Here is a 25,212-nt window from a genome sequence, read left to right on the forward strand (position 1 = left end):
TATTCATGGCTGACGGTTACCTTTCATTCGTCAATACCCCCTGGGGTCACTGGCTGGCTCGGACCCTGGGCCTGCCGCAACCGCTGCCGTTGCAACGCTATCGCCAGGGGCAGGCAGGCAACCTGCTCAATCCGGTGGTGCTGGCAGCAGGGTCTTCGGGGCGCCTGTCGGGCGAGCTGCAACGGATCTTCGCCGCCACCGAGACCGTGGCCGCGGTTCCGGCGAGCATCGATGCGCCGTCCACGGTCAAGGTCCGGGGGCTGGTATTCGATGCCAGCGGCCTGGGCGATGTGCAGCAACTGGACGAGCTGTACCGCTTCTTCCACGCCAATGTCCGGCGCCTGAGTGCCCACGGCCGGGTGCTGGTCCTCGGTACGCCGCCGGAGCACTGCACATCGCTCGGCCAGACGGTGGCACAGCGCGCCCTGGAGGGTTTCGTGCGGTCCCTGGGCAAGGAGCTGCGGCGGGCGATCACTGCGCAACTGCTGTATGTCGAGCCGGGGGCCGAGGCGGAAATGGACAGCAGCCTGCGTTTCTTCCTGTCCCGGCGTTCCGCCTTTGTCTCTGGCCAGGTGGTGCGGATCGCCGAGCCGGTGGATGTGCCCAGGGATATCCTCTGGGACAAACCGCTGACCGGGAAACGTGCCCTGGTGACCGGGGCTTGTCGCGGCATCGGCCTGGCCATCGCCCAGGTGTTGGCGGGTGAGGGCGCCCAGGTCGTCTGCCTGGATATTCCCGCCGTGGAGGCCGAGTTGCAGAGCGTGGCGGCGTCCTTCGGGGGCACTGCGCTGGCCCTGGACATCACCGCGCCGCAGACGGCCGAGCGACTGCTGGCATTCGCTGGCGAGCAGGGCGCCTTCGATATCGTCGTGCACAACGCCGGCATCACCCAGGACAAGACCCTGGCGAAAATGACCGAAGCCGCCTGGCGCAAGGTCCTGGCGGTGAACCTGGAGGCTCCGTTGCGCTTGAGCACGGCCTTGCTCGAGGGGCAGGCGATCAACCCCGGCGGGCGGATTATCGGGGTGTCGTCTATTTCCGGCATCGCCGGCAACCTGGGGCAAAGCAACTACGCCACCTCCAAGGCCGGTGTGATCGGCCTGGTGCAGGGCCTGGCGCCGTTGGCGGCGCGCCAGCAGGTCACGGTCAACGCGGTGGCACCGGGGTTTATCGAGACGCAGATGACCGCGAAAGTCCCGTTGCTGATCCGTGAGGCGGGACGACGGATGAACTCCCTGGCCCAGGGTGGACAGCCCGAGGACGTCGCCCAGACCATTGCCTGGCTGGCGCATCCGGCCTCCGGCGGGATCACGGGACAGGTGGTCCGCGTCTGCGGGCAAAGCCTGCTGGGGGCCTGAATGATGAAAACCGACTCCTCCATTCGTCTCATCGATCCGCCGCCTTCCGGACCCCGCCTGCTCTGGGCCGGCCTGCGCAGCTTGCGCAAGCCCAAGCTCGAAGGCCCACCGCGCTTGTCCGACGAGCGACTGGTGCGGCCGGCGGTAGAGTTGGTAGAGGCGGACATTGCCCGCTATGCCCGTGCCTGTGGTTTTCGCCCCGAGCACGGAGTGCCGCTGTCGTTTCCCCATAACCTGGCCTTGCCTCTGCACCTGCTGTTGCTGACCAGTCCGGCCTTTCCCTGGCCGGCCAGCGGGATGGTCCATCTGGCCAATCGCATTCGCCAGTACCAACGCCTGGAAGCCGGGCAGGCCTTGCGCCTGGAAGTGCATTGCGAGCGTTGGGTGGCGCACCCCAAGGGCCAGGCGGTGCTGATCGTGACTCGGGCCAAAGGTGGTGGCGGCCTGGTCTGGGAAAGCGAAAGCCTGTATCTGCGTCGCGGGGTCAGTTCCCCACTGGGCGAGCCTTGGCAGGGCGTCCTCGAACTGGACGAAACGGCCCTGGTGCGGACCCAGCGCTGGTCCTTGCCGGCGAACCTGGGACGGCGTTTTGCGCGGATCTGCGGCGATTACAACCCGATCCATATCTCCTGGCTGGGGGCGCGCCTGTTCGGATTCCGGCGGCCTATTGCCCACGGCATGTGGACCCTGGGCCGGGCACTGGCGGCGCAACAACCACCGCGGCCGTTGGCCGCCGCGGAACTGGCTTGCGAGTTCAAACTGCCGATCTTCCTGCCCGGCAGCGCGACGCTGTGGAAGGTCCCGCCGACCGGCACGCGCCATGAATTCGAAGTGCGCAACGCGGCAGGCGACAAGCCGCATATGCGCGGACTCTTTATCGGCGGAGATCAGTCATGAGTAGCTATGCTTTCAACCCGGCGCCGGTGCGCCGGGTCGCCATTCTTGGCGGCAATCGCATTCCGTTTGCCCGTTCCAATACGGTCTACAGCCAGGACAGCAACCAGGACCTGCTGGTGGCGGCCTTGCAGGGCCTGATCGATCGCCACGGTCTCGAGGGCAAGCGCCTGGGGGAATTCGCCGCCGGGGCGGTGATCAAGCACTCGCGGGATTTCAACCTGGCCCGGGAGTCCCTGTTGTCCACCACCTTGTCGCCACAGACCCCGGCCTACGATGTGCAGCAAGCCTGTGGCACCGGCCTTGAGGCGGCGTTGCTGGTGGCCAACAAGATTGCCCTGGGGCAGATCGACGTGGGCATTGCCGGCGGCGCCGATACCACCTCGGACGCGCCCATCGCGATCAACGAAGCCCTGCGCCAGATCCTCCTGCGGGCCAACCGCTCCAAGAGCCTGGGCGACAAGCTGCGCAGCCTGCTCGGGGTGCGTCCGGGGATGTTCTTCAAACCGCTGCTGCCGCGTAACGGTGAACCACGCACCGGGTTGTCCATGGGTGAGCATTGCGAGGAGATGGCCAAGCGCTGGCAGATCCGCCGACTGGCCCAGGACGAACTGGCGCTGAGCAGCCACCAACACCTCGATGCCGCCTACAAACGGGGTTTCTTCGATGACCTGATCAGCCCCTATCGCGGGTTGAAACGCGATAACAACCTGCGTGCCGACGCCAGCCTGGAGAAGCTCGCCGGCCTGGGCCCGGCTTACGACAAACGCAACGGCACCCTGACCGCCGGCAACTCGACGCCACTGACCGATGGCGCCTCGGTGGTCCTGCTGGCGAGCGAGGAATGGGCGCAGGCGAACAACCAGCGGGTGCTGGCTTACCTGCGCACCGGCGAAACCGCGGCGGTGAATTTTGTCGATGGCACCGAGGGCCTGCTGATGGCGCCGGCCTACGCCGTGCCACGGATGCTCGCCCGTGAAGGCCTGGGCTTGCAGGACTTCGACTTCTACGAGATCCACGAAGCCTTTGCCGCCCAGGTGCTCTGCACCCTGAAGGCCTGGGAAGACCCCGACTATTGCCGCGAGCGCCTCGGCCTGGAGGCGGCATTGGGCTCGATCGACCGCAGCAAGCTCAATGTCAATGGCGGGTCCCTGGCCTGCGGGCATCCGTTTGCCGCCACCGGTGGGCGCTTGCTGGCCACCCTGGCCAAGGCGATTGACGAGCGCGGCCAGGGCCGTGGACTGATCTCTGTATGTGCCGCCGGCGGGCTGGGTGTGACCGCCATCGTCGAAAAATAAAATAACAACAAGGAGAGTGCCATGAGCGTCGCAAACCTGCACAGCATCGACCAGCGCATCTGGTTGAGCGCCTACCTGCCGGGGGTTCCCGCCGATATCGAAACCGAGATCGACCGTTATCCATCACTGCGCGAGGTGTTTCTCGAGCATATGGAGAAGTACCGCGAGCGCGTCGCCTACGTCAGCATCGGCACCGAGATGGGCTATGTCGAATGGGAACAGCGCGCCTTTGCCTTCGCCGCCTGGCTGCAGTCCCGCGGGGTGGAGAAGGGCGATCGCGTGGCACTGATGATGCCCAACTGCCTGCAATACCCGATCTGCCTGTTCGGCACCTTGCTGGTGGGCGCGGTGGTGGTCAACGTCAACCCGCTGTATACCGCCCACGAACTCCGGCATCTGCTCAAGGACAGCGGGGCCGAGACCGTGGTGATCTTCGAGAACTTCGCCCACACCCTGGAACAGGCGCTGCCCGGCAGCGCGCTGAAGAACGTCGTGGTGGCGGCGATCGGTGACCTGGTGGGGACGTTCAAGGGCGCGGCCTTGAATTTTGTGCTGCGGCATGTCCAGAAACAGGTACCGCGTTTCCATCTGCCGGGCTCGATCCGCTTTCCACAAATGATGAAGCAGGCGATGAGGATGAAGGCCAGGAAGGTCAAGCTGGCCCACGAGGACATCGCCTTCCTGCAATACACCGGCGGCACCACGGGTGATGCCAAGGGGGCGATGCTCACCCACCGTAATATCCTCGCCAACCTGATGCAGGCCAAGGCCTGGGTCGGCAATCAGCTGGATGAGAGCCAGCAGGAGACCAACGTCACCCTGCTGCCGCTGTATCACGTGCTGTCGCTGACAGTGAACTGCCTGATGTTCATGTGTCTGGGCGGGCGCAATATCCTGATCGCCAACCCCCGTGACGTGAAGCGGGTCCAGATGATCCTGCGCAAGGAGAAGTTCAGCGGCATTGTCGGGGTCAATACCCTGTTCAACGGGCTGTTGGAAAACGCGGAATTCCGTGGCCGCGACTTTTCCGATCTGAAGCTGGCGATTGCCGGCGGCATGGCCACCCACACTGCCGTGGCCCGGCGCTGGAAAGAGGTGACCGGCGTGCCGATCATCGAAGGCTACGGGCTGACCGAGTGTTCGCCGGTGGTCAGCATCAGCCCCATCGACATCGCGCGGATGCGCGAGGGGGATTTCAGCGGCACCATCGGCGTGCCGTTGCCTTCGACCTGGGTACGTTTCATGCGCGAAGACGGCGAGCTGGCAGAGCTGGGCGAGGAGGGCGAATTGCAGGTCCGCGGCCCGCAGGTGATGAAAGGCTACTGGCAGCGACCGGAGGAAACCGCCCAGGTGCTGGACCGGGCCGGCTGGCTGTCGACCGGCGATATCGGGGTGATGAACGAACAGGGCTTCATCCGCCTGGTGGACCGCAAGAAGGACATGATCCTGGTGTCGGGCTTCAATGTGTACCCCAACGAGATCGAGGATGTGGTCGCCCTGCACCCCGGCGTCGCGGAAGTGGCGGCCATCGGCGTTGCCGATCAGGTCACCGGGGAGCGGGTGAAGATCTTCGTGGTGCGCAAGGACCCGGCCTTGACCGAGGCCCAGTTGTTGGCGCATTGCCGGGAGTATCTGACGGGGTACAAGGTGCCGCGGATTGTCGAGTTTCGCACCGAGGAACTGCCCAAGACCACGGTGGGCAAAGTGCTACGTCGTGCGCTACGTGACCATTTGTCTCCTTAACTGACGCTTTGCAGTGAATTTCTTGTTATAAACACACTCCGATACGTCTCCACGGGACGGGCGCCAGAGCGCCTGTGTGGGCGCATCGGACGTTTTTGCTGTCATTTCAGTTGCTGACTCGATAACTCGGCCTTAGACTGCCGCCCCTCGTAAATTGAGTGCCGGGTGGCGCTTGGAATGGACGGCGCCTTTCTGTGCATCCCCTCAGGTGCACAGAACGCTCCCTAATTCGCCTTAATGCACGTATTTTCTATAGAGAAATCAATGACAAAGGAAAAGTTGCTGGCCATGCCGGCGGACGACTACATGAACGCCGAGCAACTGGCTTTCTTTACCGAGCTGTTGCAAGCGATGAAAGTCGAAACCCACGAGCGTATCGAGCAGAACCGTATTGCCATCGAGAGTCTCGATACCCCGGCTGACCCGGCTGACGCCGCTTCCGTTGAAGAAGAACGCACCTGGCTGGTGAACGCCATCGACCGCGACCAGCGCATGCTGCCGCAGTTGGAACAGGCGCTGCTGCGCATCAACGACGACTCCTTCGGCTGGTGCGACGACAGCGGCGAGGCGATCGGCCTCAAGCGCCTGCTGATCAGCCCGACCACCAAGTACTGCATCGAAGCTCAGGAACGTCACGAGCAGATCGACAAGCATCAGCGCCAAGCCTGATCGCTGCCCCTTGTAGGAGCCAGCTTGCTGGCGATCCGGACGACGCGGTATTCCTGTCTGTCCATCGCCAGTAAACCCACCTCCACACCCGCCCCACAGCAGCTATTGTTGACGCAAACGGCCTACAACTAACGGACCATGGCTAATGGCCCGATAGTGGCGTTTAATGCAGAAAAACAACTAGAAGCTCACGGTGGGTAAGTACATGTCTGGAGAAGGAATTCTGCCTGGGGTCGGGTCGCACGTGGACGTGCCGTCGAAACCGGCGCTGCGCTGGCTGACACCGTTGATACAGAGCGTGGGACTGGCGCTATTGTTGTCGGCCATGGCCTTTGCCGGCTGGCCCCTTGGCGTTTGCCTGCCCCTGGCGCTGTTGCTGATCTGGCTGCCGCGCCTGCGGATGCGCCAGGCCCCGGCGTTAGCCGTGCAGAGCGGCGGCGATGCCCTGACGCAATTGACCCGCGACCTTTCCCACACTACCAGTCATAACGCCCTGTCCGCCGCCGGCGTGGCTTTTTCGGTCAAGCAACTGGCCGGCAAGGTGCAGTCGCAGCTCAGCGCTGCGGCGCAGATTGTCGCCAGTGCCGAACGGGTGATCAACACCGAGCAGACCACCTCGCACTTGAGCCAGCAGGCCCTGGGCTCGGCCAGTGAAGCCCGCAGCAGCAGCGCTGAAGGGCATACGGTGCTGGCGGAGTCCATCGGCCGCATGCACCGGCTCAGCCAGCAGGCCAATGCCAGTCGCGAGACGATCGAGGCCCTGAGCCTGCGCAGCGAGGAAATCCAGCGGGTAACCCTGGTGATCCAGGCGATCGCCAGCCAGACCAACCTGCTGGCCCTTAACGCCGCCATCGAGGCGGCCCGCGCCGGCGAGCATGGTCGCGGTTTTGCCGTGGTCGCCGACGAGGTACGCGGGCTGGCCGGGCGCACGGCCACGGCGACCGACGAGGTCGGGGTCATGGTGGCCGATATCCAGCAACGCACCACCCAGGTCGTCGAGCAGATTCGCCAACTGGCCCAGGACCTCGACGGCGGCGTGGCGCAGGTCGAGGATACCGGCCGGCACCTGGCGAATATCGCCGGCCTGGCTGCCAGTGTCGAAACACAGGTGGGCGAGATCGCCCGCGGTGCGCAGAGCAACCGCGAGCAACTGGACAGCCTGTTCACGGCGGTCGAGCAGATGCGCGGCGACCTGGCCGTCAGCGACCAGCAGACCCGTCACCTGACCCAGGCGGCGATCCAGATGGAGGGGCAGGCCGAGACCATCAGCCAGCGCTTGGCCGAGGTTGGCCTGGATGATTACCACCAGCGGGTCTACGACCTCGCCCGCGAAGGGGCTGGACAGATTGCCGCGCGTTTCGAGGCGGATATCGAACAGAGCCGCATCAGTCTCGATGATCTGTTCGACCGCACCTACCAGCTGATCGCCAACACCTCGCCGGCCAAATACCAGACGCGTTTCGACCGTTACACCGATCAGGTCCTGCCGGCGATCCAGGAACCGTTGCTGGCTCGCCATGAAGGTTTGGTGTTCGCCATCGCCTGTACGCCCCAGGGTTATGTGCCGACTCATAACCAGGCGTTTTGTCAGCCCCTGACGGGCAATCCACAGCACGACACGCTGCACAACAGGACCAAGCGCAAGTTCGATGATCGCACGGGGATCCGCTGTGGCAGCCACCAGCAGCCACTGCTATTGCAGACCTATACCCGCGACACGGGGGAGCTGATGCATGACCTGTCGGTGCCGATCATGATCAAGGGGCGGCATTGGGGCGGACTGCGCCTGGGCTACAAACCGGAAAGCTAAGCCGTGGTATCAACCATCCCGGCCATCAGCTTTTCCGCCATGAACAGCGCGGTGCTGGTGCCGTTCAGCGCGGCGCCGAGGGCGGCGACCTGGGCCTTGGCCGGCTGGACAGCGGCCTCGCGCGCGGCTGCGTTGGGGTGATGGCCGCTTTTGGTCGCAGCCAGGCGAGCGTTGGCCCTGCGCAGTTTTTGCTGCAGTTGCTCGATCTGTGCCCGGAGTTTCTTGACCCGATCCTGCGCCGCCTTTGCATTGGCCGCCAGGCTGTCGCTCAGCAGATTCAATCCACTGTCGTCGCTCAGCAACGGGTCGGACGAAAGACGGCTGGCACTGCCGCTGTCCTCGCTTGACGACAGCAGGAAGGCGGACGGGATCAAGGAAGCATTCAAGTTGATCATCGGCGATACTCCTGGAATGACGCTTGCCAGCTTATCGACCGCAGAGGCCTGTTCTGTAGCCTCGTCGACGGCTTCCAGCCGATATTTGCGACAGACTGGACACAATCGAGGACTTTTTGTCTTGTAAGATGCTGCCCACGGGCAGTTTGATTGGCCCGAATGGCCTGACGTGTTCTAGAATCACTTCCAGTGCCCAGGGGCTGATTTCATCCAGGGCATTTTTTTGCAACCTGCATGTCGGAAATTACTTTTTTTCAAGAAGGCCTTCCCTCGCAAATTCAGTTGCCGGTTTCCCGTGATCGGTGCAATGCGGTGTTTTCCTTCAAGCGCTGATGACACTTCGCAGAAGTCATGGGACCTTGCATCCATTAGGCTTTCTGCGCACCGGTGAGCATCACCAGGCCGCGCGGGCAAACATCAGGGCTTTCTATTCGGTAACCGACGGCAGTGACCGATCGTTTTGTGTTGCCTGACACTCGCCGGGCGGCTTCATTTTTCGAGTTTGAGGACTTTTCGTTGGCAGTCAGTAATCTGGATATGCATGCACTGTTTGTACTGGGTGATCTTCGGGCCAAGCTGGTCAAGCAGTTTCAATCGCGTTTCGTCTATATCACCGAACAAACCGCCGAAGGCATCTACATTGCCGAGATCGACACCGAAACCTCCCTGGTGGTCGATGACAAGCAGCACCTGGAGCTGAAAGTCGGCGATCATTTCCGTGCCGCGGTATTGCCCAGCCGCGAAGGCGGCAAGTTCGACATCAAGTTCCGCGAGATCAAACTGACGGTCTATGGCCTGGGCGACTATGCCTATATCACCGTGCCCGAAGGCCACGGCATCGTGTTCAAGGAAGGGCATACCGTGGTGATGGTATTTGCCGCCCATGAACAGTTGCAGGGCACTTTGAGCAAGACCCTCAAGGACGTGACCAAGAAGGCCGCGCGCTGGCGCAAGGGCGAACTGACGTTCAAGGCCAGCGAGTAATGAGTTCGACCCGGGCCGAGTTCCATCGCCAGCATGTACGACAGGCCAGTGCCGAGGCCCGTCGGCTGTTCGAGCGCAAGGCCGAACTGCAGGGCGCCTGGCTCAACTGGGTGGCGGCGCAATTGTATGCCCTGGGGCCTGCCGAGTATGTCAGCATGGTCCGACGTGAGTTGCAGCAACTTCAGTCGCCAGATACTCACTGATCGCTGGCGCATCATTCCGGGAACCTCGACTACAGTTCTGCTGACTGAAGATTTCCGGGCTTTCGGATTTTTCGCCGATAGACGACCTGCGATTGAGGTAATTCCATGAAAGGATTTCGCGCGCTGTTCGCCAGCGCCCTGGCTGTTTTCTGTATCGGCGCCATGCCGCTTGCGGTTCGGGCCGCGCCCCAGCCGATCCACTTTGCCGACCTGAACTGGGAAAGTGGCAGCCTGATCACCGACATCCTGCGTTATATCGTCGAAAAGGGTTATGGCCTGCCGACCGATATGCTCCCCGGCACCACCGTGACCCTGGAAACGGCCCTGGCCAAGAATGATATCCAGGTAATCGGCGAGGAGTGGGCCGGACGCAGCCCGGTGTGGGTCAAGGCTGAAGCGGCGGGCGAGGTCGTGGCGGTTGGCGATACCGTCAAGGGTGCCACCGAGGGCTGGTGGGTGCCGGAGTACGTGATCAAGGGCGATCCGGAGCGTGGCATCAAGCCCCTGGCGCCGGAGCTGCACGGAGTTGCCGACCTGGCCCGCTACAAGGATGTGTTCCGCGATCCGGAGTCTCCGGATAAAGGACGCTTTCTCAACAGCCCGATCGGCTGGACATCGGAAATCGTCAACCAGCAGAAGCTCAAGGCCTACGGCCTGACCGACAGTTATGTGAACTTTCGCAGCGGCTCCGGAGCGGCGCTGGATGCGGAGATCACCTCGTCAATCCGGCGTGGCAAACCGATCCTGTTCTATTACTGGTCGCCGACGCCGCTGCTGGGCAAGTTCAAGCTGGTCCAGTTGCAGGAACCGCCTTTTGATGCCGAAGCCTGGAAGACCCTGACCGACCCGGAGAATCCCGACCCCAAGCCGAGCCGTTCCCTGGCCTCGAAGTTGAGTATTGGCGTCTCGACGCCGTTCAAGACGCAATACCCGCAGGTGCTGGCGTTTTTCGCCAAGGTCGACCTGCCGATTGATGTGTTGAACCAGGCGCTGGCGAAAATGAGCGAAGAGCGCCTGCCGCCACGCCAGGTGACGGAGGCTTTCCTCAAGGAGCACCCGGAGGTCTGGAAGGCCTGGTTGCCCGTGGATGTGGCCAACAAGGTCGCTGCCGGCCTCAAATGATGCCGGCAGGCGGGTTTTACAGCTCGCTGACGTCGACCCAGCGCCGCTCGCTGGCTGCCCGGCGAATCGTCGTCGCCAGGCGCTCCACTTGCCAGGCCTCTTCGAAGTCGGTCCCTGTCCGGCCTTTGCCGGCCAGTGCCTCGATCAGCGCCTGGACCTCCAGGGCCTTGAGTTCGTTGTAACCCAACTGATGGCCGGCGGCCGGGCTGAAGGCCGCGTAACGCGGTAGATGCGGCCCGGCCAGCAGGCGCTGGAAACCGTTCTGGCCGGCGCGGCAGAGTTGCAGTTCGTTCAGGCGCTCCTGGTCGAAGGCCAGGGTGCCCCGGGTGCCGCTGATCTCGAAGCTCAGGTGGTTCTTGTAGCCGTGCTTGAGCCAGCTGCTGCTGATCGCGCCCCGGGCGCCATTGGCGAAACGCAGCAGGGCGTGGACCTGGTCGTCGACGGCAATCGTGCGGGTCTCCAGGCTGCCGGCACTGGCCGGGCGCTGTCCATGGACGGTGCGGGTGTCGGCACACACGGCGGTGATATCGCCGAGCAGATAGCGGGCCATGGCCAGCAGATGGCTGCCCAGGTCGGCCAGGGCGCCGCCGGCATGCTGCGCTTCGCAGCGCCAGGACCAGGGCGAGGTCGGGTCGGCCATGAAGTCTTCGCTGAATTCACCCTGGAAACCGACGATCTCCCCCAGTTCGCCGCTCTGGATCAGCTCGCGGGCCAGGTCGATCATCGGGTTGTGCTGGTAGTTGTAGCCCACGCGGGTGACCACGCCGGCCTGGCGGGCGGCGTCACGCATTTGCGTGGCCTGATCCAGGTCGACCGCCAGGGGTTTTTCGCAGTACACCGCCTTGCCCGCCGCGAGGGCGGCCATGGCCATGGGGAAATGCAGGTGATTGGGCGTGGTGATGGCCACCACCCCGACCCGGGGATCGTCAATCAGCTGTTGCCAGTCGCCGTAGGCTTGCTCGAAACCCCAGGCCTGGGCGCAGGATTCGGCACGCTGGGCGTCGGCGTCCGCCAGTGCCACCAGGCGCAGCTTCAGCGGCAGTTCGAATACGGCGCTGGCATTGTGAAATGCCAGCGCGTGGGCACGGCCCATAAAGCCCGTGCCGATCAAGCCTATTCCCAACTCGTCCATCACCACGCCCTCTGATTATTATTTTCAGGAAGGGCTATTTATAGAATTTAAATTCAATAAATTCAACTGATGGAATTTTTATTTCGATATCAGGACAGGAAACCACCGTCCACGTTCAGCGCCACCCCGGTAGTGTAGCTGGAGGCATCGCTGGCCAGGTACAGCACCGCTCCGGCCATTTCGCTCGGTGCGGCAACACGCTTGAGAGGGATCTGTTGCAGGGCGGTCTTGAGGATCGCTTCGTTGCCGACCAGGGCCGAGGCGAACTTGGTGTCGGTCAGGCCCGGGAGCAGGGCGTTGCAACGGATGCCGAACTGCGCGCACTCCTTGGCGAAGACCTTGGTCATGTTGATCACGGCAGCCTTGGTCACCGAATAGATGCCCTGGAAGATGCCCGGGGAAATACCGTTGATCGAGGCCACGTTGATGATGCTGCCACCGCCGTGTTCGCGCATCAGCTTGCCGGCTTCCACCGACATGAAGAAGTAGCCGCGGATGTTAACGTCGACGGTTTTCTGGAAGGCGCCGAGGTCGGTGTCCAGCACGTTGCAGAACTGCGGGTTGGTGGCGGCGTTGTTGACCAGGATGTCCAGGCGCCCGAACTGCTCACGGATACCGGCGAAGACCTGGCTGATCTGTTCCATTTCGCCGATATGGCAGGCGATGGCGGTGGCCTTGCCGCCGTCGGCGATGATCGCATCGGCCACGTGCTGGCAACCTTCGAGCTTGCGGCTCGAGACGATCACATGGGCGCCTTGCTGGGCCAGCAGCTTGGCAATGGCCTCGCCGATACCGCGGCTGGCGCCGGAAACAAAGGCGATCTTGCCGTCGAGGTCGAACAACTGGGTCTTGGACATGGTGATTTTCCTGGTTGTAGGCGCGGTCAGAGGCTGGACGACTGGATGACCTTCAGGCTCATCTGCTCCAGCAGCTTGTTCATGTGAATGAACTGCGCGAAGCGTTTGTCCTGGGTCTGGCCGTGGAAGAAGCGGTAGTAGATCTGCTGCACGATGCCGGCCAGGCGGAACAGGCCGTAGGTGTAGTAGAAGTCGAAGTTGTCGATGGCGATCCCCGAGCGTTCGGCGTAGTAGTCGACGAACTGGCGGCGGGTCAGCATGCCGGGCGCGTGGCTTGGCTGGCGGCGCATCAATTGCACCGGGGCCGGGTCGCCAGCTTCGATCCAGTAGGCCAGGGTGTTGCCCAGGTCCATCAGCGGATTGCCGATGGTGGTCAGTTCCCAGTCGAGTACGCCGATGATCTGCATCGGGTTGTGGGGATCGAGGATCACGTTGTCGAAGCGGTAGTCGTTGTGCACGATGCTCGAGGTCGGATGGTCGGCGGGCATCTTGTCGTTGAGCCAGCTGCGTACCGCTTCCCAGCTCGGCGCGTCAGGGGTCAGGGCTTTTTCGTAACGCTCGCTCCAGCCACGGATCTGCCGCTCGACGTAGCCTTCGGGCTTGCCCAGATCAGCCAGGCCGCAGGCCGTGTAGTCGACCTGGTGCAGTTCGACCATGCGGTCGATGAAGCTCTTGCACAGGGTTTCGGTCTGCGCGGCGTCCAGGCCCAGTTCCGGCGGCAGGTCGGAGCGCAGGATAATGCCCTCGACCCGCTGCATCACATAGAACTCGGCGCCGATCACCGATTCGTCGGTGCAGTGCACGTAGGCCTTGGGGCAGTACGGGAAACCGTCCTTGAGCTGGTTGAGGATACGGAATTCGCGGCCCATGTCGTGGGCGGACTTGGCCTTGTGACCGAACGGCGGCCGGCGCAGGACAAATTCCTGTTCCGGGTAGCGGATCAGGTAGGTCAGGTTCGAGGCGCCGCCGGGGAACTGGCTGATGGTCGGCAGGCCATGCAGGCCCGGAATATGGGCCTTGAGGTACGGGTCGATCAAACCGGCATCCAGCTCTTCGCCGGCACGGATACGGGTGGACTGGTCAGTAAGCGTCATGCTTATCCCTTCTGCTTATTCTGGAGGCCAGAGATTATTGACTAATCTAATGCTCGCCCTGTCTGCCTACAAGCGCGCTCCGCTGTTATAGGCCGGGGTGTTGCAGGATGATCAGCGTGCCTGATAGGCCCGCGTAGAGGGAAAGCGCTGCTTGGCAAGAATGCCCATTGCCGGAGCAGGCTTGCTCGCGACGGTGGTGGATATAACGCACGAAACCCGATGCCCGCGATGCCTGGGTGGGCATTGCGGGCTATCGGGTTTCGACTGTTCTGCGGGCGTGGATCAGCTCGGGAACAGCTCGCTCAGCTTCATCGACAGCATCATGTCGCCTTCAACGCGCAGCTTGCCGCCCATGAATGCCTGCATGCCGTCGGTTTCGCCGCTGACGATGCCTTTCATGGTCTCGCCGTCAGTCACCAGGGTCACGTTGGCGTCCGGGTTTTCGCCTTCCAGCAGTTCGCAGGTGCCGTTCTTGACGATCAGCGAGAAGTGCTGGGTGTCATCGATACGGAAACCGAAGACAACGTCCAGGCCAGCGGCGGCGGCTGGGTTGAACTTGTGTCGCATTGCTTCTACGGCGTGGGCTACAGAGGTCATGGTTCGATCCTTTTATGGGTAAATACGGCAACGACCCCAAGGGTCACGGTTGGCCGGAGCTTATCGAAAGGTGATCAGCTCCGGGGCCTTCATCAGTTGCAGGTGCGCTTGACTGTTGAAGGAAGCCAGGGCCACCTCGCGACCGCGAAACTTGAGCTGGTTGAGCGAGGTGTTGACGATCTGCCAGTTCAGCTCGAAGGCTTCCCTGGCTGGAATATGGGTGATCAGGTGGAGCAGGGCGGTGATGGTTCCGCCAGAGGTGAACACGGCGATTTTCTGGCTGTTGTCGGCCTGCTCGAGAATCCGCCGCAGCCCGCCCTCGACCCGGGCGACAAACCCCAGCCAGCTTTCCAGCTCCGGGGTGTCATGCTTGCCGCTGAGCCAGCGCTCGATGATCAGGGCGAACAGGCGCTGGAACTCGCCACGGTTTTGCGCGGCGTTGCGCAGGATGTGCAGGGCTTCGGGTTCTTCCGGCAGCAGGCCGGGCAACAGCGCGCGGATCACCGCGTCGGCGTCGAACTCGTTGAAGGCCGCATCGGTTTCCAGGGGCGGGACCAGCAGGCCGGTGGCGTCGCACTGCTGCAGGGCGATGCGCGCGGTGTCCTGCTGGCGGCGCAGGTCGCCGGCCAGGCAGCGGTCGAAGCTCAGGCCGAGGTCGGCCAGATGCTTGCCGAGGACCTCGGCCTGACGAATGCCGACCGCTGACAGGACGTCGTAGTCGTCCGCACCGAAGGAAGCCTGGCCATGTCGAATCAGATAAATGCTGCCCACGTCCGCGTCGTCCCGGTACGTTGAAGGTCTGGCGAGGTTATGAGGATGACGGAAGCCTGTCAATAAAAAAACATACGCTCGTTTGAAATGTTTGTTAGAGACACAATTCAGGCGGTGCCACAACTGGCCGCAAGGCCGCCTCGACGGTATGCTGGGTCGTCGTGAGTCCCCACAGCCGGGGGCCGCCTGGTTTTGTAAGGAGTCACCGTGGAGTTTCTTGCCGAGTACGCAAGTTTTCTGGCTAAAACCGTTACCCTGGTCATTGCAATCGTCGTGGTCCTGGTGACCGCGGCCACGCTGCGCAGCAAAGGTCGGCGCAGGTCGGCGGGGCAGTTGCAGGTCAGCAAGCTCAACGATTTCTACAAGGGCCTGCGCGAGCGCCTGGAGCAGAGCCTGTTCGACAAGGACCAGCTCAAGACCCTGCGCAAGCAGCAGGCCAAGAGCGAGAAAAAACACAAGAAGCAGCCGGAGTCCAAGCCGCGGGTATTCGTGCTGGATTTCGACGGCGATATCAAGGCTTCGGCCACCGAAAGCCTGCGCCACGAGATTACCGCATTGCTCAGCCTGGCCACGCCCAAGGATGAAGTGGTGTTGCGCCTGGAAAGCGGCGGCGGCATGGTCCACAGCTATGGCCTGGCCTCCTCGCAACTGGCGCGTATCCGTCAGGCCGGCGTCCCGCTGACCATCTGCATCGACAAGGTCGCGGCCAGCGGCGGCTACATGATGGCCTGCATCGGCGACAAGATCATCAGTGCGCCTTTTGCCATCCTCGGTTCGATTGGCGTGGTGGCGCAGTTGCCCAACGTCAACAAGCTGCTGAAGAAGCACGATATCGATTTCGAAGTGCTGACCGCTGGCGAGTACAAACGTACCTTGACCGTGTTTGGCGAAAACACCGAAAAAGGTCGTGAGAAGTTTCAGCAGGACCTGGACATTACCCATCGCCTGTTCAAGAACTTCGTCTCGCAGTACCGTCCGCAACTGGCCATCGATGAAGTGGCGACCGGCGAAATCTGGCTGGGTGTGGCGGCCCTGGACAAACAGTTGGTGGATGAACTGAAGACCAGCGATGAATACCTGGCCGACCGGGCAAAAAGTGCCGAGTTGTTTCACCTGCATTATGCCGAACGCAAGAGCCTGCAAGAGCGGGTCGGTCTGGCGGCCAGCAGCTCGCTGGAGCGTGTGCTGGTCAATGGGTGGGGTCGTTTGACCCAGCAACGTTTCTGGTAAACCGCTACCTTGATGGTTTCTGTCGATCGCCCCGGACAGAAACCATCCCCCTCAATAAGTACCTCCTCTCCCCGCCAGGCGCTCAATAAGCTGGAATCTCTAATGGATATCCAGGTTGATTGCCGTGGAAGAAACAACAGTCATTGAGCACAGTCCCGCACCTGCCGAGGTGGGCATTCATTTCGATACGATCAAGGAGAAGATTCCCGTTTGGCTCTACCGGGCCGCTCCGGAAATACGCCTGTTATTTCGTGAACATCTGTTGGCGCTGGAAACATCGAGGCATGAAGTCCAACAGATCATGGCGCGTTTCCAGAACATTGATGTGTTCTGCATGCCGCTTCTGGTCCAGGCGCTGGAAAGGCAGATCAATAGTGACCAGGCAGTGCAAAGCGGCCGGTTTGTCAGGGTCGATGCCACTTACCTGTCCAGTATCTTCGAGGACAAGCTCTTTACCTTCTTCCGCAGCCAAACACTGCTGGAGGCGGCCTTGCAGAACTTCGAGGCGGGGGAGACCGAACGGGGGGCGCTGGCCGGCAAGGCCGCTGTGCAGTTTCCCGGTGGCGCTCCGGGCATCAACGTCTCGCTGGCACCAGAAGACTTTGCCTGGGCTTGTCGAACGCTTGATTTGGGGGCCTTGTACCAGGCGCATATCGACAGTGTTTTCAATCCTCCCGGTCAGCCGTCGGCCAGCGGAGCTTTGTCAGTCAAGCAGCACTTTGCCGAGTATGACAAACAGACGCTGGCGGTGACCGCTGATATCGCCTACATGAAGGGGGAGATCACCGCGGCGACCTATGATCTGGTCATGTCGCTGGTCGAGGGCGAAACAGAGTTGAGGCTCGGTGGAGAAAGGGTTCATTGCAGCCGAATGAAGATGTTCGATATCGAATTGAGCGGCTGGGTGGTCATTGGGGCGGTGCTCAGGGAGGGCTCTGAGTTGCCCTGTGTTGCCTATATTCCGGATGATCCGCGCGGTCCTTTGAAGTGGTACGGCAGCTTTCTCCGTTTCGAACATGCCTTGACCCTGAAGCTTCGAGACCTGTCTTACCAGCAGTTCTTCAGTCGCTTTGTCCCCGAAGAACAGCGGTTGCGGTTTTTTCGTACCCTGAATGCCAACTTGCTGTCCGAGGATCGAAAGTGGCCGCCCGTGCCGGCGATCTTTCAATATATCCCGTTGAGTGAAGTACCTATCACCGGCGACCTGTTCGAAAGTTTCCAGCAGCAACGCTACCGCCAGATCAAGGCGCATGCGCGGCAACTGGCGGTGCCCACGGCCGACGTCGATGCCCGGGTGCGCCAGGCGCGTCTGGACGCTTACCGCGAAGCGGGTCTGAGCCTGCTGGCACTGGCCTTGTCGTTCGTACCGGTGATCGGCCAGATCATCCTGGCGGCGGCCGTGGTGAAGATGGTTGTGGCGGTCTATAACGGATTCGCGGCTTGGCACCTCGGGGAAAAACGCGAGGCCCTCGACTATCTGCTGGGTGTGGCTGAAGATCTCGCCCTGTTGGCGGCCGGGGCCGTGGTGGTGAAGGGCGGCAAGGCACTGTTCAGGACGCGGCCCCCGTCTTCAGTCGACGCCTTGATCGCCGTTGCAGCGCCGGGAGGCCAGCGCCGCTTGTGGAAGGCCGACCTTGCTCCCTACGAGCGAGATATCCGTCTGCCTGAGGATCTCCAGGCCAATGAGATAGGGCTTTATCCGTTCCAGGACAACCTCTATCTCCCTCTCTCGGGGAAGCTGTATGCCGTGAGGTATGACATGGCTCGCCTGCAATGGCAGATTGAGCACCCGGGAGGCGAAGACTTTCATGCCGTGCCGCTCAGGTTCAACCGTACGGGGGGCTGGCAAACGATTTACGAGCGAGTCGCGGACTGGCCCGTGGAGCAATTGTTCCGGCGCCTCGGCGAACCGATGATCGGACTGGGCGACCAGTTGCGGTTACAAATTCGCCAGCTGTGTTCCGCCCAGGAGAATGTCTTGCGCAAAGCCCTGACGGACAATCAGCCGGTGCCCGCGCTGCTGCTCGATACGATCAAGCGCTTCAGGATCGACCAGGCCATCAGCGATTTTATCGGCGAGGTGCCCGACGCCATATCGCGAACGCTGGAGCAGGGCGATCTGCGTTTGCGGGTGCTGACGTCGCTGCCCGACTGGCCGGAAAATCGGGTCATCCAGGTGCTCAATGGTTTGGGTGAGGTCATGGCGGAGTACGGTCGGCGCACTGGCGAACAGTTCTCCTCGTTGCAGATCATCGAGTCACAGCTCAAGAATGGCGACCTGCTCAAGTCGACGCTGAATATGTTGAGCGAGCCTGAGCGCCACACGCTGCTCGGTGCTGAGCTGACGGACAATGGGGCGCGTATCCGGGTATTGAGCCAACGCCTCAGGCAATCGGCCGGACAGCGAAGGCAATGGCTGTTCGACGAGTTGTATGCGGCGAGCGAGAAAACCGATGACGATAGGGTCAAGCGTATTCTCGGGGTGTTCCCCGGCTTGCCGGGAAGTGTCGCCCGGGAGTTGATCGCCCATGCCCGTAGCGCCGAACTCGAGCTCTTGAATGAGCGGGTGCCGCTACGCTTCTCGGAGGAAATCCGCTGGTACCTCAAGCAGTTGCAGCTTAACCGGGTGTGCGAGAGCTGGTATTTGCTGGCTCCGCAATACGCCCAGGCCGACCGTCTCGCGCTGCATACACTTGAGCGATTACCCGGCTGGCCGGCCAAGGGGCTGCGGATTGAATTGCGTGAACAGCTCTTTACCAGCGAGACACTTGACGTGGCGGGGGATCCGGATATCGCCACGCCCCGGGTGATTCTCAAAGTCGGACGACAGTACAACGCCTTCGATCACTCGGGGACGCTCCTGGGGCGTGCGGATAACATTTTCGACGCGATGGTTCGTGCGCTGCCGGAGGCTGATCGCGTTGCCCTCGGATTCGGCGGCGCGGAACAAGGTGCTTGGCTGAAAGAGCAGATTGTCGCTCAGGTTGCCCGAGACCCTCATTTCGCCCAGGATACGCTTGGCCTGTTGCCTTTCAGCCGTTGGTTCAGGCCGCCGATGCGCCTGGCTTCGGGGCGCATCGGCTATCCGATGAGTGATGTCGGCAGGATTCTTGGTTATTCCGAGCGGTTGATCGGTCGTGTGCGTGACCTGTATCCGGGATTCTCCTCGGAAGAGGTGGGGAGTTTTCTCACTTCACTCCATATGCCCGAATCTGCCTGCCTGGTGGAGCTCGAACGCCTGCGGGAGGAGTATGAGGCGTTGTTCACCACGCTGGATAACTGGGTGCAACGTCAGACTTGGAGGCGTGTACGGGGAACCCTGCAAGTGACGCCGGTGGCTACCGACAACAAACAGCGGGTGGTTGATGCGATCCTGGCCTGTTGGAGAAGGCAATCCCATCGGAGCCTGCTGGGCGGGCAACAGCTTTACGAGCTGGATCTGCTGGGCATGCGGGTTGGCGACCTGCCACCGATTAGTGCCGACTTCAGTCATGTCGGCTTCCTGTTCATGAATGATATGGGACTCTCCAGTACGGAAGTTTCATTTCTGACGCACTTCAAGCAGCTACGCTGGCTATCGATGGGCTTCAACCATCTGAGCAGTCTACCGGCGGAACTGGGACAAATGTCCGAACTGGCCCACCTGCACTTGCCAGGCAACCAGATTGTGCTGACACCCCAGGGAACCGAGGTACTTGCCCGATTGACCAAATTGAAATTCCTGAATTTGTCGGACAACCTGTTGGTCCTGCCGCCGGATGTCAGCCAAATAAGCGAGCTGGAGAGTCTGTTGCTGCGCCATGCAGAGCTGGATCGTTGGCCTGTCGGGTTGTCGAGGTTGCGCCATTTGCAGTGTGTGGACCTGCGGGAGAATCGGATCTCGACAATCCCCGAGGCGGTGTACGCAGGTCCCGCCTCCATCAACCGGGTTACCCACCTTCACGACAATCCGGCGCTTTCGGCCGAGGGCATGCGACGATTGCAGCGTTACGAGCGCGAAACCGGTATCAATTTCGGCATCGATACCCCGGGCCGCCGGCGCCCTCATGCCCTGCGCCGAACCACGTCGCTTCACGAATATGACCACTGGCTGGGAGTTGTATCCGCCGAGCAGAAGTTCCTGAAAGAACATCAATGGCAGTTGCTGCACCGGCAGCAAGGCTCCGCGGACTTTTTCAAGCTGCTATCGGATCTGACCGCTACCGCGGAATATCGCGAGGCGCGCGAGGATCTGAGCCTGCGGGTCTGGCAGGTCGTGGATGCGGTCAGCCAATACAGTGAACTGCGCGAAGAGCTGTTTGTCTCGGCGTCCCATCCGCAGACCTGTTCCGATGGTGCGCAGCTGATCTTCAGCGACATGGAGGTCAGGGTCCTGGTGAACCAGGCGCGGGCAATGGCCGCGAGCACTGCGGCGGCTACCGAACTGAATCTGCTGAAGCTGGCCCGAGGCTTGTGGCGCCTGGATGAAGTCGAGAGCCTGGCCCAGGCGGATATCGAGGCGCGGCTGAGGCTGTCCGACACGCCACAGGTCGACCCGGTGGAGGTGAGGTTGGCCTACCGTATCGGCCTGACGGAGCGACTTCATTTGCCGGGCCAGCCCAGGCACATGACCTTTACCGAATTGGCCCGGGTGACGCAGCAAAATCTGGATGCGGCCTATGCCAGGATACTGGCACGGGAACGGACCCCGGCGTATGCGCGGGCCTTGGCCGACCGCGAGTTCTGGGCCAGCTACCTGAAGGAGCATCATCCTTCGCGATTCAAGGCTATCGATGAGCAGCACCAAACTGCTGTGTTCGCGCTGGATGCCCGGCGTACGAGCAGAAGTGATCCTCTTTGGCACGAGTTCGTCGATATCGAACTGGAGGCACAGATGGGTGATCAACTCGGGGCTTGGCGGGAGGCCCAAGCCAGGGAAGCGCTGGTGTTGACCCACGAGGTACTGGAGCGAATCCCGGAGGCGGAACTGGACGCTTGAAGCGTGGCGGGGTGTTTGCAGGCACCCCGCCGGACAGGCTCAGCGTCGACGGAACAGCGGCAGCGGTTCGTCGGTGGCGGCCTGGTAGGTCACCGAGAAGTCCTTGAGGCTTTCCAGGGCTTCGTAGGGGTCCTTGTCCGCGCGCAGGGCGTAGGCGTCGAAACCGCAGCGGTGCAGGTAGAACAACTGGTCGCGCAGCACATCGCCAATCGCCCGCAGTTCGCCCTTGTAACCGTAACGGTCACGCAGCAGGCGGGCATTGGAGTAGTTGCGACCGTCGGTGAAGGCCGGGAAGTTCAGCGCGATGACCTGGAAGTGTTGCACGTCATCGCCGATTTCCTCGGCTTCTTCATCGGCGTCCAGCCACACGCCCAGGCCGCCATCGCGGGCCTTGAGGGCGTGGGCGTGTTCGCGCCAGAGGGCCAGCGGCACGATCAGGTCGTCGCAGTTGGAGATGCCGTCGAAGGACGCGTCCTTGGGCAGCAGGTGCCAGGTTTCGTCGATAACGGCGTTGTTCTTAATGATTCGCTGCATAGACGCGCTCCTTGAAGGGGTCGATACCGATACGCTGGTAAGTGTCGATGAAGCGTTCGTCTTCGGTACGTTTTTCCACGTAGACGTCGATCAGTTTCTCGATCACGTCGGGCATGGCGTCCTGGGCGAAGGACGGACCGAGGATCTTGCCCAGGCTGGCGTCACGGCTGGCGCTGCCGCCGAGGGACACCTGGTAGAACTCTTCGCCTTTCTTGTCCACCCCGAGGATGCCGATATGGCCGACGTGGTGGTGACCGCAGGCGTTCATGCAACCGGAAATGTTCAGGTCCAGCTCGCCGATATCGAACAGGTAGTCGAGATCGTCGAAGCGGCGCTGGATCGCCTCGGCGATCGGGATCGACTTGGCGTTGGCCAGGGAGCAGAAGTCACCGCCCGGGCAGCAGATGATGTCGGTCAGCAGGCCGATGTTCGGCGTGGCGAAACCGTTCTCGCGCAGTTCGCCCCAGAGGGTGAACAGCTGGCTCTGTTCCACGTCGGCGAGAATGATGTTCTGCTCGTGGGAAGTGCGCAGTTGGCCGAAGCTGTAGCGCTCGGCCAGGTCGGCGATGGCATCGAACTGCTTGTCGGTCACGTCGCCCGGGGCTACGCCGGTGGGCTTGAGGGACAAGGTCACGGCCACGTAGCCGGGCTTTTTGTGGGCCAGGGTGTTACGGGTACGCCAGCGGGCGAAGCCTGGGTGTTGCTGGTCCAGTTCGGCCAGTTCGGCGACCTGGTTGTCCAGGACCTTGTAGTCCGGATCGACGAAGTGCTTGGCGACGCGATGGACTTCGGCCTCGGTGAGGGTGGTCTGGCCGCCGCGCAGGTGGACCATCTCCGCGTCGACCTTCTCGGCGAAGACTTCCGGGGTCAAGGCCTTGACCAGGATCTTGATCCGCGCCTTGTACTTGTTGTCGCGACGGCCGTAGCGGTTGTAGACCCGCAGGATCGCGTCGAGGTAGCTCAACAGGTCCTGCCACGGCAGGAATTCGTTGATAAAGGCACCGACCACCGGGGTACGGCCCAGGCCACCACCGACCAGGACCCGGAAGCCCAGCTCGCCGGCGGCGTTATGCACCGGCTCCAGGCCAATGTCGTGGACTTCGATGGCCGCGCGGTCCGAGGTCGAGCCGTTGATGGCGATCTTGAACTTGCGCGGCAGGTAGGCGAATTCCGGGTGGAAGGTGGTCCACTGGCGGACGATTTCGCACCACGGGCGCGGGTCGATCAACTCGTCGGCGGCGACACCGGCAAACTGATCGGTGGTGACGTTGCGCAGGCAGTTGCCGCTGGTCTGGATCGCGTGCATCTGCACGGTCGCCAGCTCGGCGAGGATCTCCGGCACGTCTTCCAGCGCCGGCCAGTTGAACTGGACGTTCTGCCGGGTACTGATGTGGGCGTAGCCCTTGTCGTAGTCGCGGGCGATCCGCGCCATCATTCGCGCCTGGCGCGATGTCAGCTGACCATAAGGCACGGCAACCCGCAGCATCGGGGCGAAACGCTGGACATACAGGCCATTTTGCAGACGCAGCGGGCGGAACTCTTCTTCGCTCAGCTCACCTGCCAGATAGCGTCGGGTCTGATCACGGAACTGCTTGACGCGGTCCTCGATGATCCGCTGATCGTACTCGTCGTATACGTACATATAGATCCTGTTCTCAGGCTTCATAAATACCCCGGGCGCTCCAGGCTCCCGGCGTATCTCAACAATTCTGCGCGCACGGCCGCGCACTCCATTGACGGAGCCGGCGCACGATAGCAGTTTGCAGTTATGCGTAAAAGTGATGTTTGAGTATATGCACAGAACCAAAACGACTAACGTTCGTCGACGATCCATAACCCTATTTGTGGTATGGGCAATTCTCTACTTAACTATCAGCGAGTTTGCAGCAATCACCGATAAAACCGACAAGAGGCGATGCGATGAGCAATCCAGTCAAAGCAAGGAAAAGCGACAGCACGGTCGATGCCTGGGCGATCCTGTTCCTGATCATCCTGGTGGTGGCCACCGCTGTATTCTGGGTCAGTCACAAATAAGACGGCCGCTGCTGCCGTCGTTGCCTCCTCCATAGGTACGAGTGGATTCGTGTCTGTGGAGGAGGGTGTCCTGCCGGACTTCAGCGCCGTTGTCATGGGGAGTATTGTCGGACAGTTCCGATGGTCTGCCGCAAGGTACAGGCATTTTGCCTGTATGATATGCCGCTATTTTCCGGGGCGCGGTGACATGTTGAAGACTCTCTGCAAAGGATTGCTGATCCTGAGCCTGCCGTTCTGGATGGTGGCCCAGGCCACCACGGTGGTGTTTCTCAATCCGGGTCACCCCACGGAACCTTTCTGGCACAGCTACACCCACTTCATGCAGGCGGCCGCGAGCAATCTCGGCATGGACCTCACGGTGCGTTATGGCGAGCGCGACCCGCAAACCACCCTTGCCCAGGCCTATGAAGTCCTGCAAGCCAGCCCACGACCCGATTACCTGCTGATCGTCAATGAACAGGCGGTGGCCCCGCAGATCCTGCGCATGGCCCGGGGCCGTGGGGTGAAGCTGTTTATCGTCAACAACACGCTGACGCTGGAACAGAGCCGGCACTTCGGCGATACCCCGGAGTTGCTCGGCAGCCTGGTGCAGAACGACGAGCAGGGCGGTTACCTGATGCTCAAGGAATTGATCCGGCAACGCCTGTTGCAGGCGCCGGGCCAGCCCATCGAATTACTGGCCTTTTCCGGGATGAAACTCACCCCCGCCTCGCAGTTGCGCGAGCAAGGTATGCGCCGGGCCCTGGCGGAGTCGCCGCAGGTTCACCTGCGCCAGTTGGTCTACGGCGAGTGGAGTCGCGAGCGGGCCTTTGATCAGGCCGAACAGATGATCCGGCGCTACCCGCAGACGTCGCTGGTCTGGTCGGCCAATGACGAAATGGCCCTGGGCGCCATGGCCGCCTTTGCAAAGGCCGGGCGTCGGCCGGGCCGCGATGTGCTGTTCAGTGCCGTCAACAGCTCCCCGGAGATTCTCCGGGCGCGCCTCGACGGACGCCTGAGCGTACTGGTTGCCGGGCATTTTGCGCTGGGAGGCTGGGCGATGGTGCTGCTGCGTGACCATGCCGACGGTATCGACTTTAGCCGTCATGGCGGTCGCGAGCGACAGATCCAGGCGCTGGAGCTGATCGACAAGGCCCAGGCCCAGAAGCTGTTGAAGTTCAGTGTCAGCGAGGACTACCACGTCGACTTCAAGGCCCTGAGTGCCGGCGGCAAGCCGGACAGCTACCGTTATCCGTTCAGCTTGAAAACCGTGCTGCCCTGAGGCGGGCTCAGACCCCGGCGAAGTGCAGCACCAGCTTGACCACGCCGTAGAGCGTCAGGCCGAAGACCGCGGTGAACAGAACCCCGATCATCAGGAAGTGACTCGGTTTGCCGTGGGTAAAGTCACGGGCGCGGTTTTTCCCGCTTTGTACGCCAAAGGCCGCCGCCATCACGCTGTGGAGCATTTGCCAGAAGGTCGGCGGCTTGTTGTCGAGCGGATCGTCCATGGAATCCTCCACACACAAGGTT

Annotated in this window: 21 protein-coding genes; 12 read left to right on the plus strand and 9 right to left on the minus strand. The window is 62.0% G+C overall.

Translation table 11 applies throughout. From position 1 onward, the window contains the following. The first annotated feature begins 5 nt into the window (after positions 1-5). From CWE01_RS27115 to CWE01_RS27140, 6 genes are all read left to right on the plus strand, one after another. Positions 6-1,358, plus strand: a complete 1,353-nt coding sequence (locus CWE01_RS27115) for a 3-oxoacyl-ACP reductase (protein ID WP_100943633.1) — start codon at positions 6-8, stop codon at positions 1,356-1,358. A gap of 3 nt (positions 1,359-1,361) precedes the next feature. After that, complete coding sequence (locus tag CWE01_RS27120; RefSeq protein WP_100943866.1) at positions 1,362-2,255, plus strand: MaoC/PaaZ C-terminal domain-containing protein; 894 nt, start codon at positions 1,362-1,364, stop codon at positions 2,253-2,255. After that, positions 2,252-3,550 carry an acetyl-CoA C-acetyltransferase gene (locus CWE01_RS27125; RefSeq protein ID WP_100943634.1) on the plus strand — a complete coding sequence of 433 codons (1,299 nt, stop codon included), beginning with the start codon at positions 2,252-2,254 and terminating at the stop codon, positions 3,548-3,550. Before CWE01_RS27120 ends, CWE01_RS27125 begins: the two co-directional genes overlap by 4 nt. Positions 3,551-3,571: 21 nt before the next feature. Continuing rightward, positions 3,572-5,293: an AMP-binding protein gene (locus CWE01_RS27130; protein ID WP_100943635.1), complete on the plus strand. Its 1,722-nt coding sequence runs from the start codon at positions 3,572-3,574 to the stop codon at positions 5,291-5,293. Between the two features lie 264 nt (positions 5,294-5,557). Further along, positions 5,558-5,962, plus strand: a complete 405-nt coding sequence (locus CWE01_RS27135; RefSeq protein WP_100943636.1) for a TraR/DksA family transcriptional regulator — start codon at positions 5,558-5,560, stop codon at positions 5,960-5,962. 400 nt (positions 5,963-6,362) lie between these two features. Beyond that, a complete protein-coding gene (locus CWE01_RS27140) occupies positions 6,363-7,772 on the plus strand; it encodes a methyl-accepting chemotaxis protein (RefSeq protein WP_371917164.1) in 1,410 nt (469 codons plus the stop codon). Here the strand turns inward: CWE01_RS27140 and CWE01_RS27145 are convergent. Then, on the minus strand, positions 7,769-8,167 hold the full coding sequence (locus tag CWE01_RS27145) for a hypothetical protein (RefSeq protein ID WP_100943638.1): 399 nt from the start codon (positions 8,165-8,167) through the stop codon (positions 7,769-7,771). The two genes, CWE01_RS27140 and CWE01_RS27145, sit on opposite strands and share 4 nt — an antisense overlap. A gap of 516 nt (positions 8,168-8,683) precedes the next feature. Between CWE01_RS27145 and CWE01_RS27150 the strand changes: the two genes are divergently transcribed. From CWE01_RS27150 to CWE01_RS27160, 3 genes are all read left to right on the plus strand, one after another. Next, the gene (locus CWE01_RS27150; protein ID WP_100943867.1) at positions 8,684-9,151 is read left to right on the plus strand and encodes a hypothetical protein; all 468 of its coding nucleotides are present in this window, start codon (positions 8,684-8,686) and stop codon (positions 9,149-9,151) included. Continuing rightward, positions 9,151-9,354, plus strand: coding sequence for a hypothetical protein (locus CWE01_RS27155; RefSeq protein ID WP_100943639.1), 204 nt, complete (start codon positions 9,151-9,153; stop codon positions 9,352-9,354). Before CWE01_RS27150 ends, CWE01_RS27155 begins: the two co-directional genes overlap by 1 nt. A gap of 105 nt (positions 9,355-9,459) precedes the next feature. Beyond that, positions 9,460-10,476, plus strand: coding sequence for an ABC transporter substrate-binding protein (locus CWE01_RS27160; RefSeq protein ID WP_100943640.1), 1,017 nt, complete (start codon positions 9,460-9,462; stop codon positions 10,474-10,476). 16 nt (positions 10,477-10,492) lie between these two features. On the opposite strand, the gene CWE01_RS27165 is transcribed toward CWE01_RS27160, so the two are convergent. The 5 genes from CWE01_RS27165 to CWE01_RS27185 all read right to left on the minus strand — a co-directional run bounded on the left by CWE01_RS27165 (position 10,493) and on the right by CWE01_RS27185 (position 14,927). Further along, a complete protein-coding gene (locus CWE01_RS27165) occupies positions 10,493-11,608 on the minus strand; it encodes a Gfo/Idh/MocA family protein (RefSeq protein WP_100943641.1) in 1,116 nt (371 codons plus the stop codon). An 89-nt stretch (positions 11,609-11,697) separates the two neighbouring features. Further along, on the minus strand, positions 11,698-12,465 hold the full coding sequence (locus CWE01_RS27170; RefSeq protein WP_100943642.1) for an SDR family oxidoreductase: 768 nt from the start codon (positions 12,463-12,465) through the stop codon (positions 11,698-11,700). Positions 12,466-12,491: 26 nt separating this feature from the next. After that, on the minus strand, positions 12,492-13,559 hold the full coding sequence (locus CWE01_RS27175; RefSeq protein WP_100943643.1) for a phosphotransferase family protein: 1,068 nt from the start codon (positions 13,557-13,559) through the stop codon (positions 12,492-12,494). 282 nt (positions 13,560-13,841) lie between these two features. Next, on the minus strand, positions 13,842-14,156 hold the full coding sequence (locus CWE01_RS27180; protein WP_100943644.1) for an SCP2 sterol-binding domain-containing protein: 315 nt from the start codon (positions 14,154-14,156) through the stop codon (positions 13,842-13,844). A 60-nt stretch (positions 14,157-14,216) separates the two neighbouring features. Further along, the gene (locus CWE01_RS27185) at positions 14,217-14,927 is read right to left on the minus strand and encodes a histidine phosphatase family protein (protein ID WP_100943645.1); all 711 of its coding nucleotides are present in this window, start codon (positions 14,925-14,927) and stop codon (positions 14,217-14,219) included. 207 nt (positions 14,928-15,134) lie between these two features. Here CWE01_RS27185 and sohB point away from each other — a divergent pair, with 207 nt between their 5' ends. Next, a complete protein-coding gene (gene sohB / locus CWE01_RS27190; protein WP_100943646.1) occupies positions 15,135-16,157 on the plus strand; it encodes a protease SohB in 1,023 nt (340 codons plus the stop codon). A gap of 124 nt (positions 16,158-16,281) precedes the next feature. After that, positions 16,282-21,135, plus strand: coding sequence for an NEL-type E3 ubiquitin ligase domain-containing protein (locus CWE01_RS27195; RefSeq protein ID WP_256579423.1), 4,854 nt, complete (start codon positions 16,282-16,284; stop codon positions 21,133-21,135). A 39-nt stretch (positions 21,136-21,174) separates the two neighbouring features. Here the strand turns inward: CWE01_RS27195 and CWE01_RS27200 are convergent, their stop codons facing one another. Then, a complete protein-coding gene (locus CWE01_RS27200) occupies positions 21,175-21,669 on the minus strand; it encodes a DUF934 domain-containing protein (protein ID WP_100943648.1) in 495 nt (164 codons plus the stop codon). Further along, the gene (locus CWE01_RS27205) at positions 21,653-23,311 is read right to left on the minus strand and encodes a nitrite/sulfite reductase (RefSeq protein ID WP_100943649.1); all 1,659 of its coding nucleotides are present in this window, start codon (positions 23,309-23,311) and stop codon (positions 21,653-21,655) included. The genes CWE01_RS27200 and CWE01_RS27205 overlap by 17 nt, the downstream gene beginning before the upstream one ends. A gap of 579 nt (positions 23,312-23,890) precedes the next feature. Here CWE01_RS27205 and CWE01_RS27210 point away from each other — a divergent pair. Next, the gene (locus CWE01_RS27210) at positions 23,891-24,964 is read left to right on the plus strand and encodes an ABC transporter substrate-binding protein (RefSeq protein ID WP_100943650.1); all 1,074 of its coding nucleotides are present in this window, start codon (positions 23,891-23,893) and stop codon (positions 24,962-24,964) included. Between the two features lie 7 nt (positions 24,965-24,971). Here the strand turns inward: CWE01_RS27210 and CWE01_RS27215 are convergent, their stop codons facing one another. After that, positions 24,972-25,190, minus strand: a complete 219-nt coding sequence (locus CWE01_RS27215; RefSeq protein WP_100943651.1) for a DUF2970 domain-containing protein — start codon at positions 25,188-25,190, stop codon at positions 24,972-24,974. Positions 25,191-25,212: the final 22 nt, after the last annotated feature.

Source organism: Pseudomonas sp. QS1027 (genome assembly GCF_002814235.1).
Lineage (GTDB): Bacteria > Pseudomonadota > Gammaproteobacteria > Pseudomonadales > Pseudomonadaceae > Aquipseudomonas.

Coding starts and splice junctions, on each gene's coding strand:
- CWE01_RS27165 (WP_100943641.1), bottom strand. CDS start 11,608: ATGGACGAGTTGGGAATAGGCTTGATCGGCACGGGCTTTATGGGCCGT.
- CWE01_RS27125 (WP_100943634.1), top strand. CDS start 2,252: ATGAGTAGCTATGCTTTCAACCCGGCGCCGGTGCGCCGGGTCGCCATT.
- CWE01_RS27140 (WP_371917164.1), top strand. CDS start 6,363: ATGCGCCAGGCCCCGGCGTTAGCCGTGCAGAGCGGCGGCGATGCCCTG.
- CWE01_RS27200 (WP_100943648.1), bottom strand. CDS start 21,669: ATGCAGCGAATCATTAAGAACAACGCCGTTATCGACGAAACCTGGCAC.
- CWE01_RS27130 (WP_100943635.1), top strand. CDS start 3,572: ATGAGCGTCGCAAACCTGCACAGCATCGACCAGCGCATCTGGTTGAGC.
- CWE01_RS27145 (WP_100943638.1), bottom strand. CDS start 8,167: ATGATCAACTTGAATGCTTCCTTGATCCCGTCCGCCTTCCTGCTGTCG.
- CWE01_RS27180 (WP_100943644.1), bottom strand. CDS start 14,156: ATGACCTCTGTAGCCCACGCCGTAGAAGCAATGCGACACAAGTTCAAC.
- CWE01_RS27215 (WP_100943651.1), bottom strand. CDS start 25,190: ATGGACGATCCGCTCGACAACAAGCCGCCGACCTTCTGGCAAATGCTC.
- CWE01_RS27135 (WP_100943636.1), top strand. CDS start 5,558: ATGACAAAGGAAAAGTTGCTGGCCATGCCGGCGGACGACTACATGAAC.
- CWE01_RS27160 (WP_100943640.1), top strand. CDS start 9,460: ATGAAAGGATTTCGCGCGCTGTTCGCCAGCGCCCTGGCTGTTTTCTGT.
- CWE01_RS27115 (WP_100943633.1), top strand. CDS start 6: ATGGCTGACGGTTACCTTTCATTCGTCAATACCCCCTGGGGTCACTGG.
- CWE01_RS27210 (WP_100943650.1), top strand. CDS start 23,891: ATGTTGAAGACTCTCTGCAAAGGATTGCTGATCCTGAGCCTGCCGTTC.
- CWE01_RS27205 (WP_100943649.1), bottom strand. CDS start 23,311: ATGTACGTATACGACGAGTACGATCAGCGGATCATCGAGGACCGCGTC.
- CWE01_RS27120 (WP_100943866.1), top strand. CDS start 1,362: ATGAAAACCGACTCCTCCATTCGTCTCATCGATCCGCCGCCTTCCGGA.
- CWE01_RS27175 (WP_100943643.1), bottom strand. CDS start 13,559: ATGACGCTTACTGACCAGTCCACCCGTATCCGTGCCGGCGAAGAGCTG.
- CWE01_RS27170 (WP_100943642.1), bottom strand. CDS start 12,465: ATGTCCAAGACCCAGTTGTTCGACCTCGACGGCAAGATCGCCTTTGTT.
- CWE01_RS27155 (WP_100943639.1), top strand. CDS start 9,151: ATGAGTTCGACCCGGGCCGAGTTCCATCGCCAGCATGTACGACAGGCC.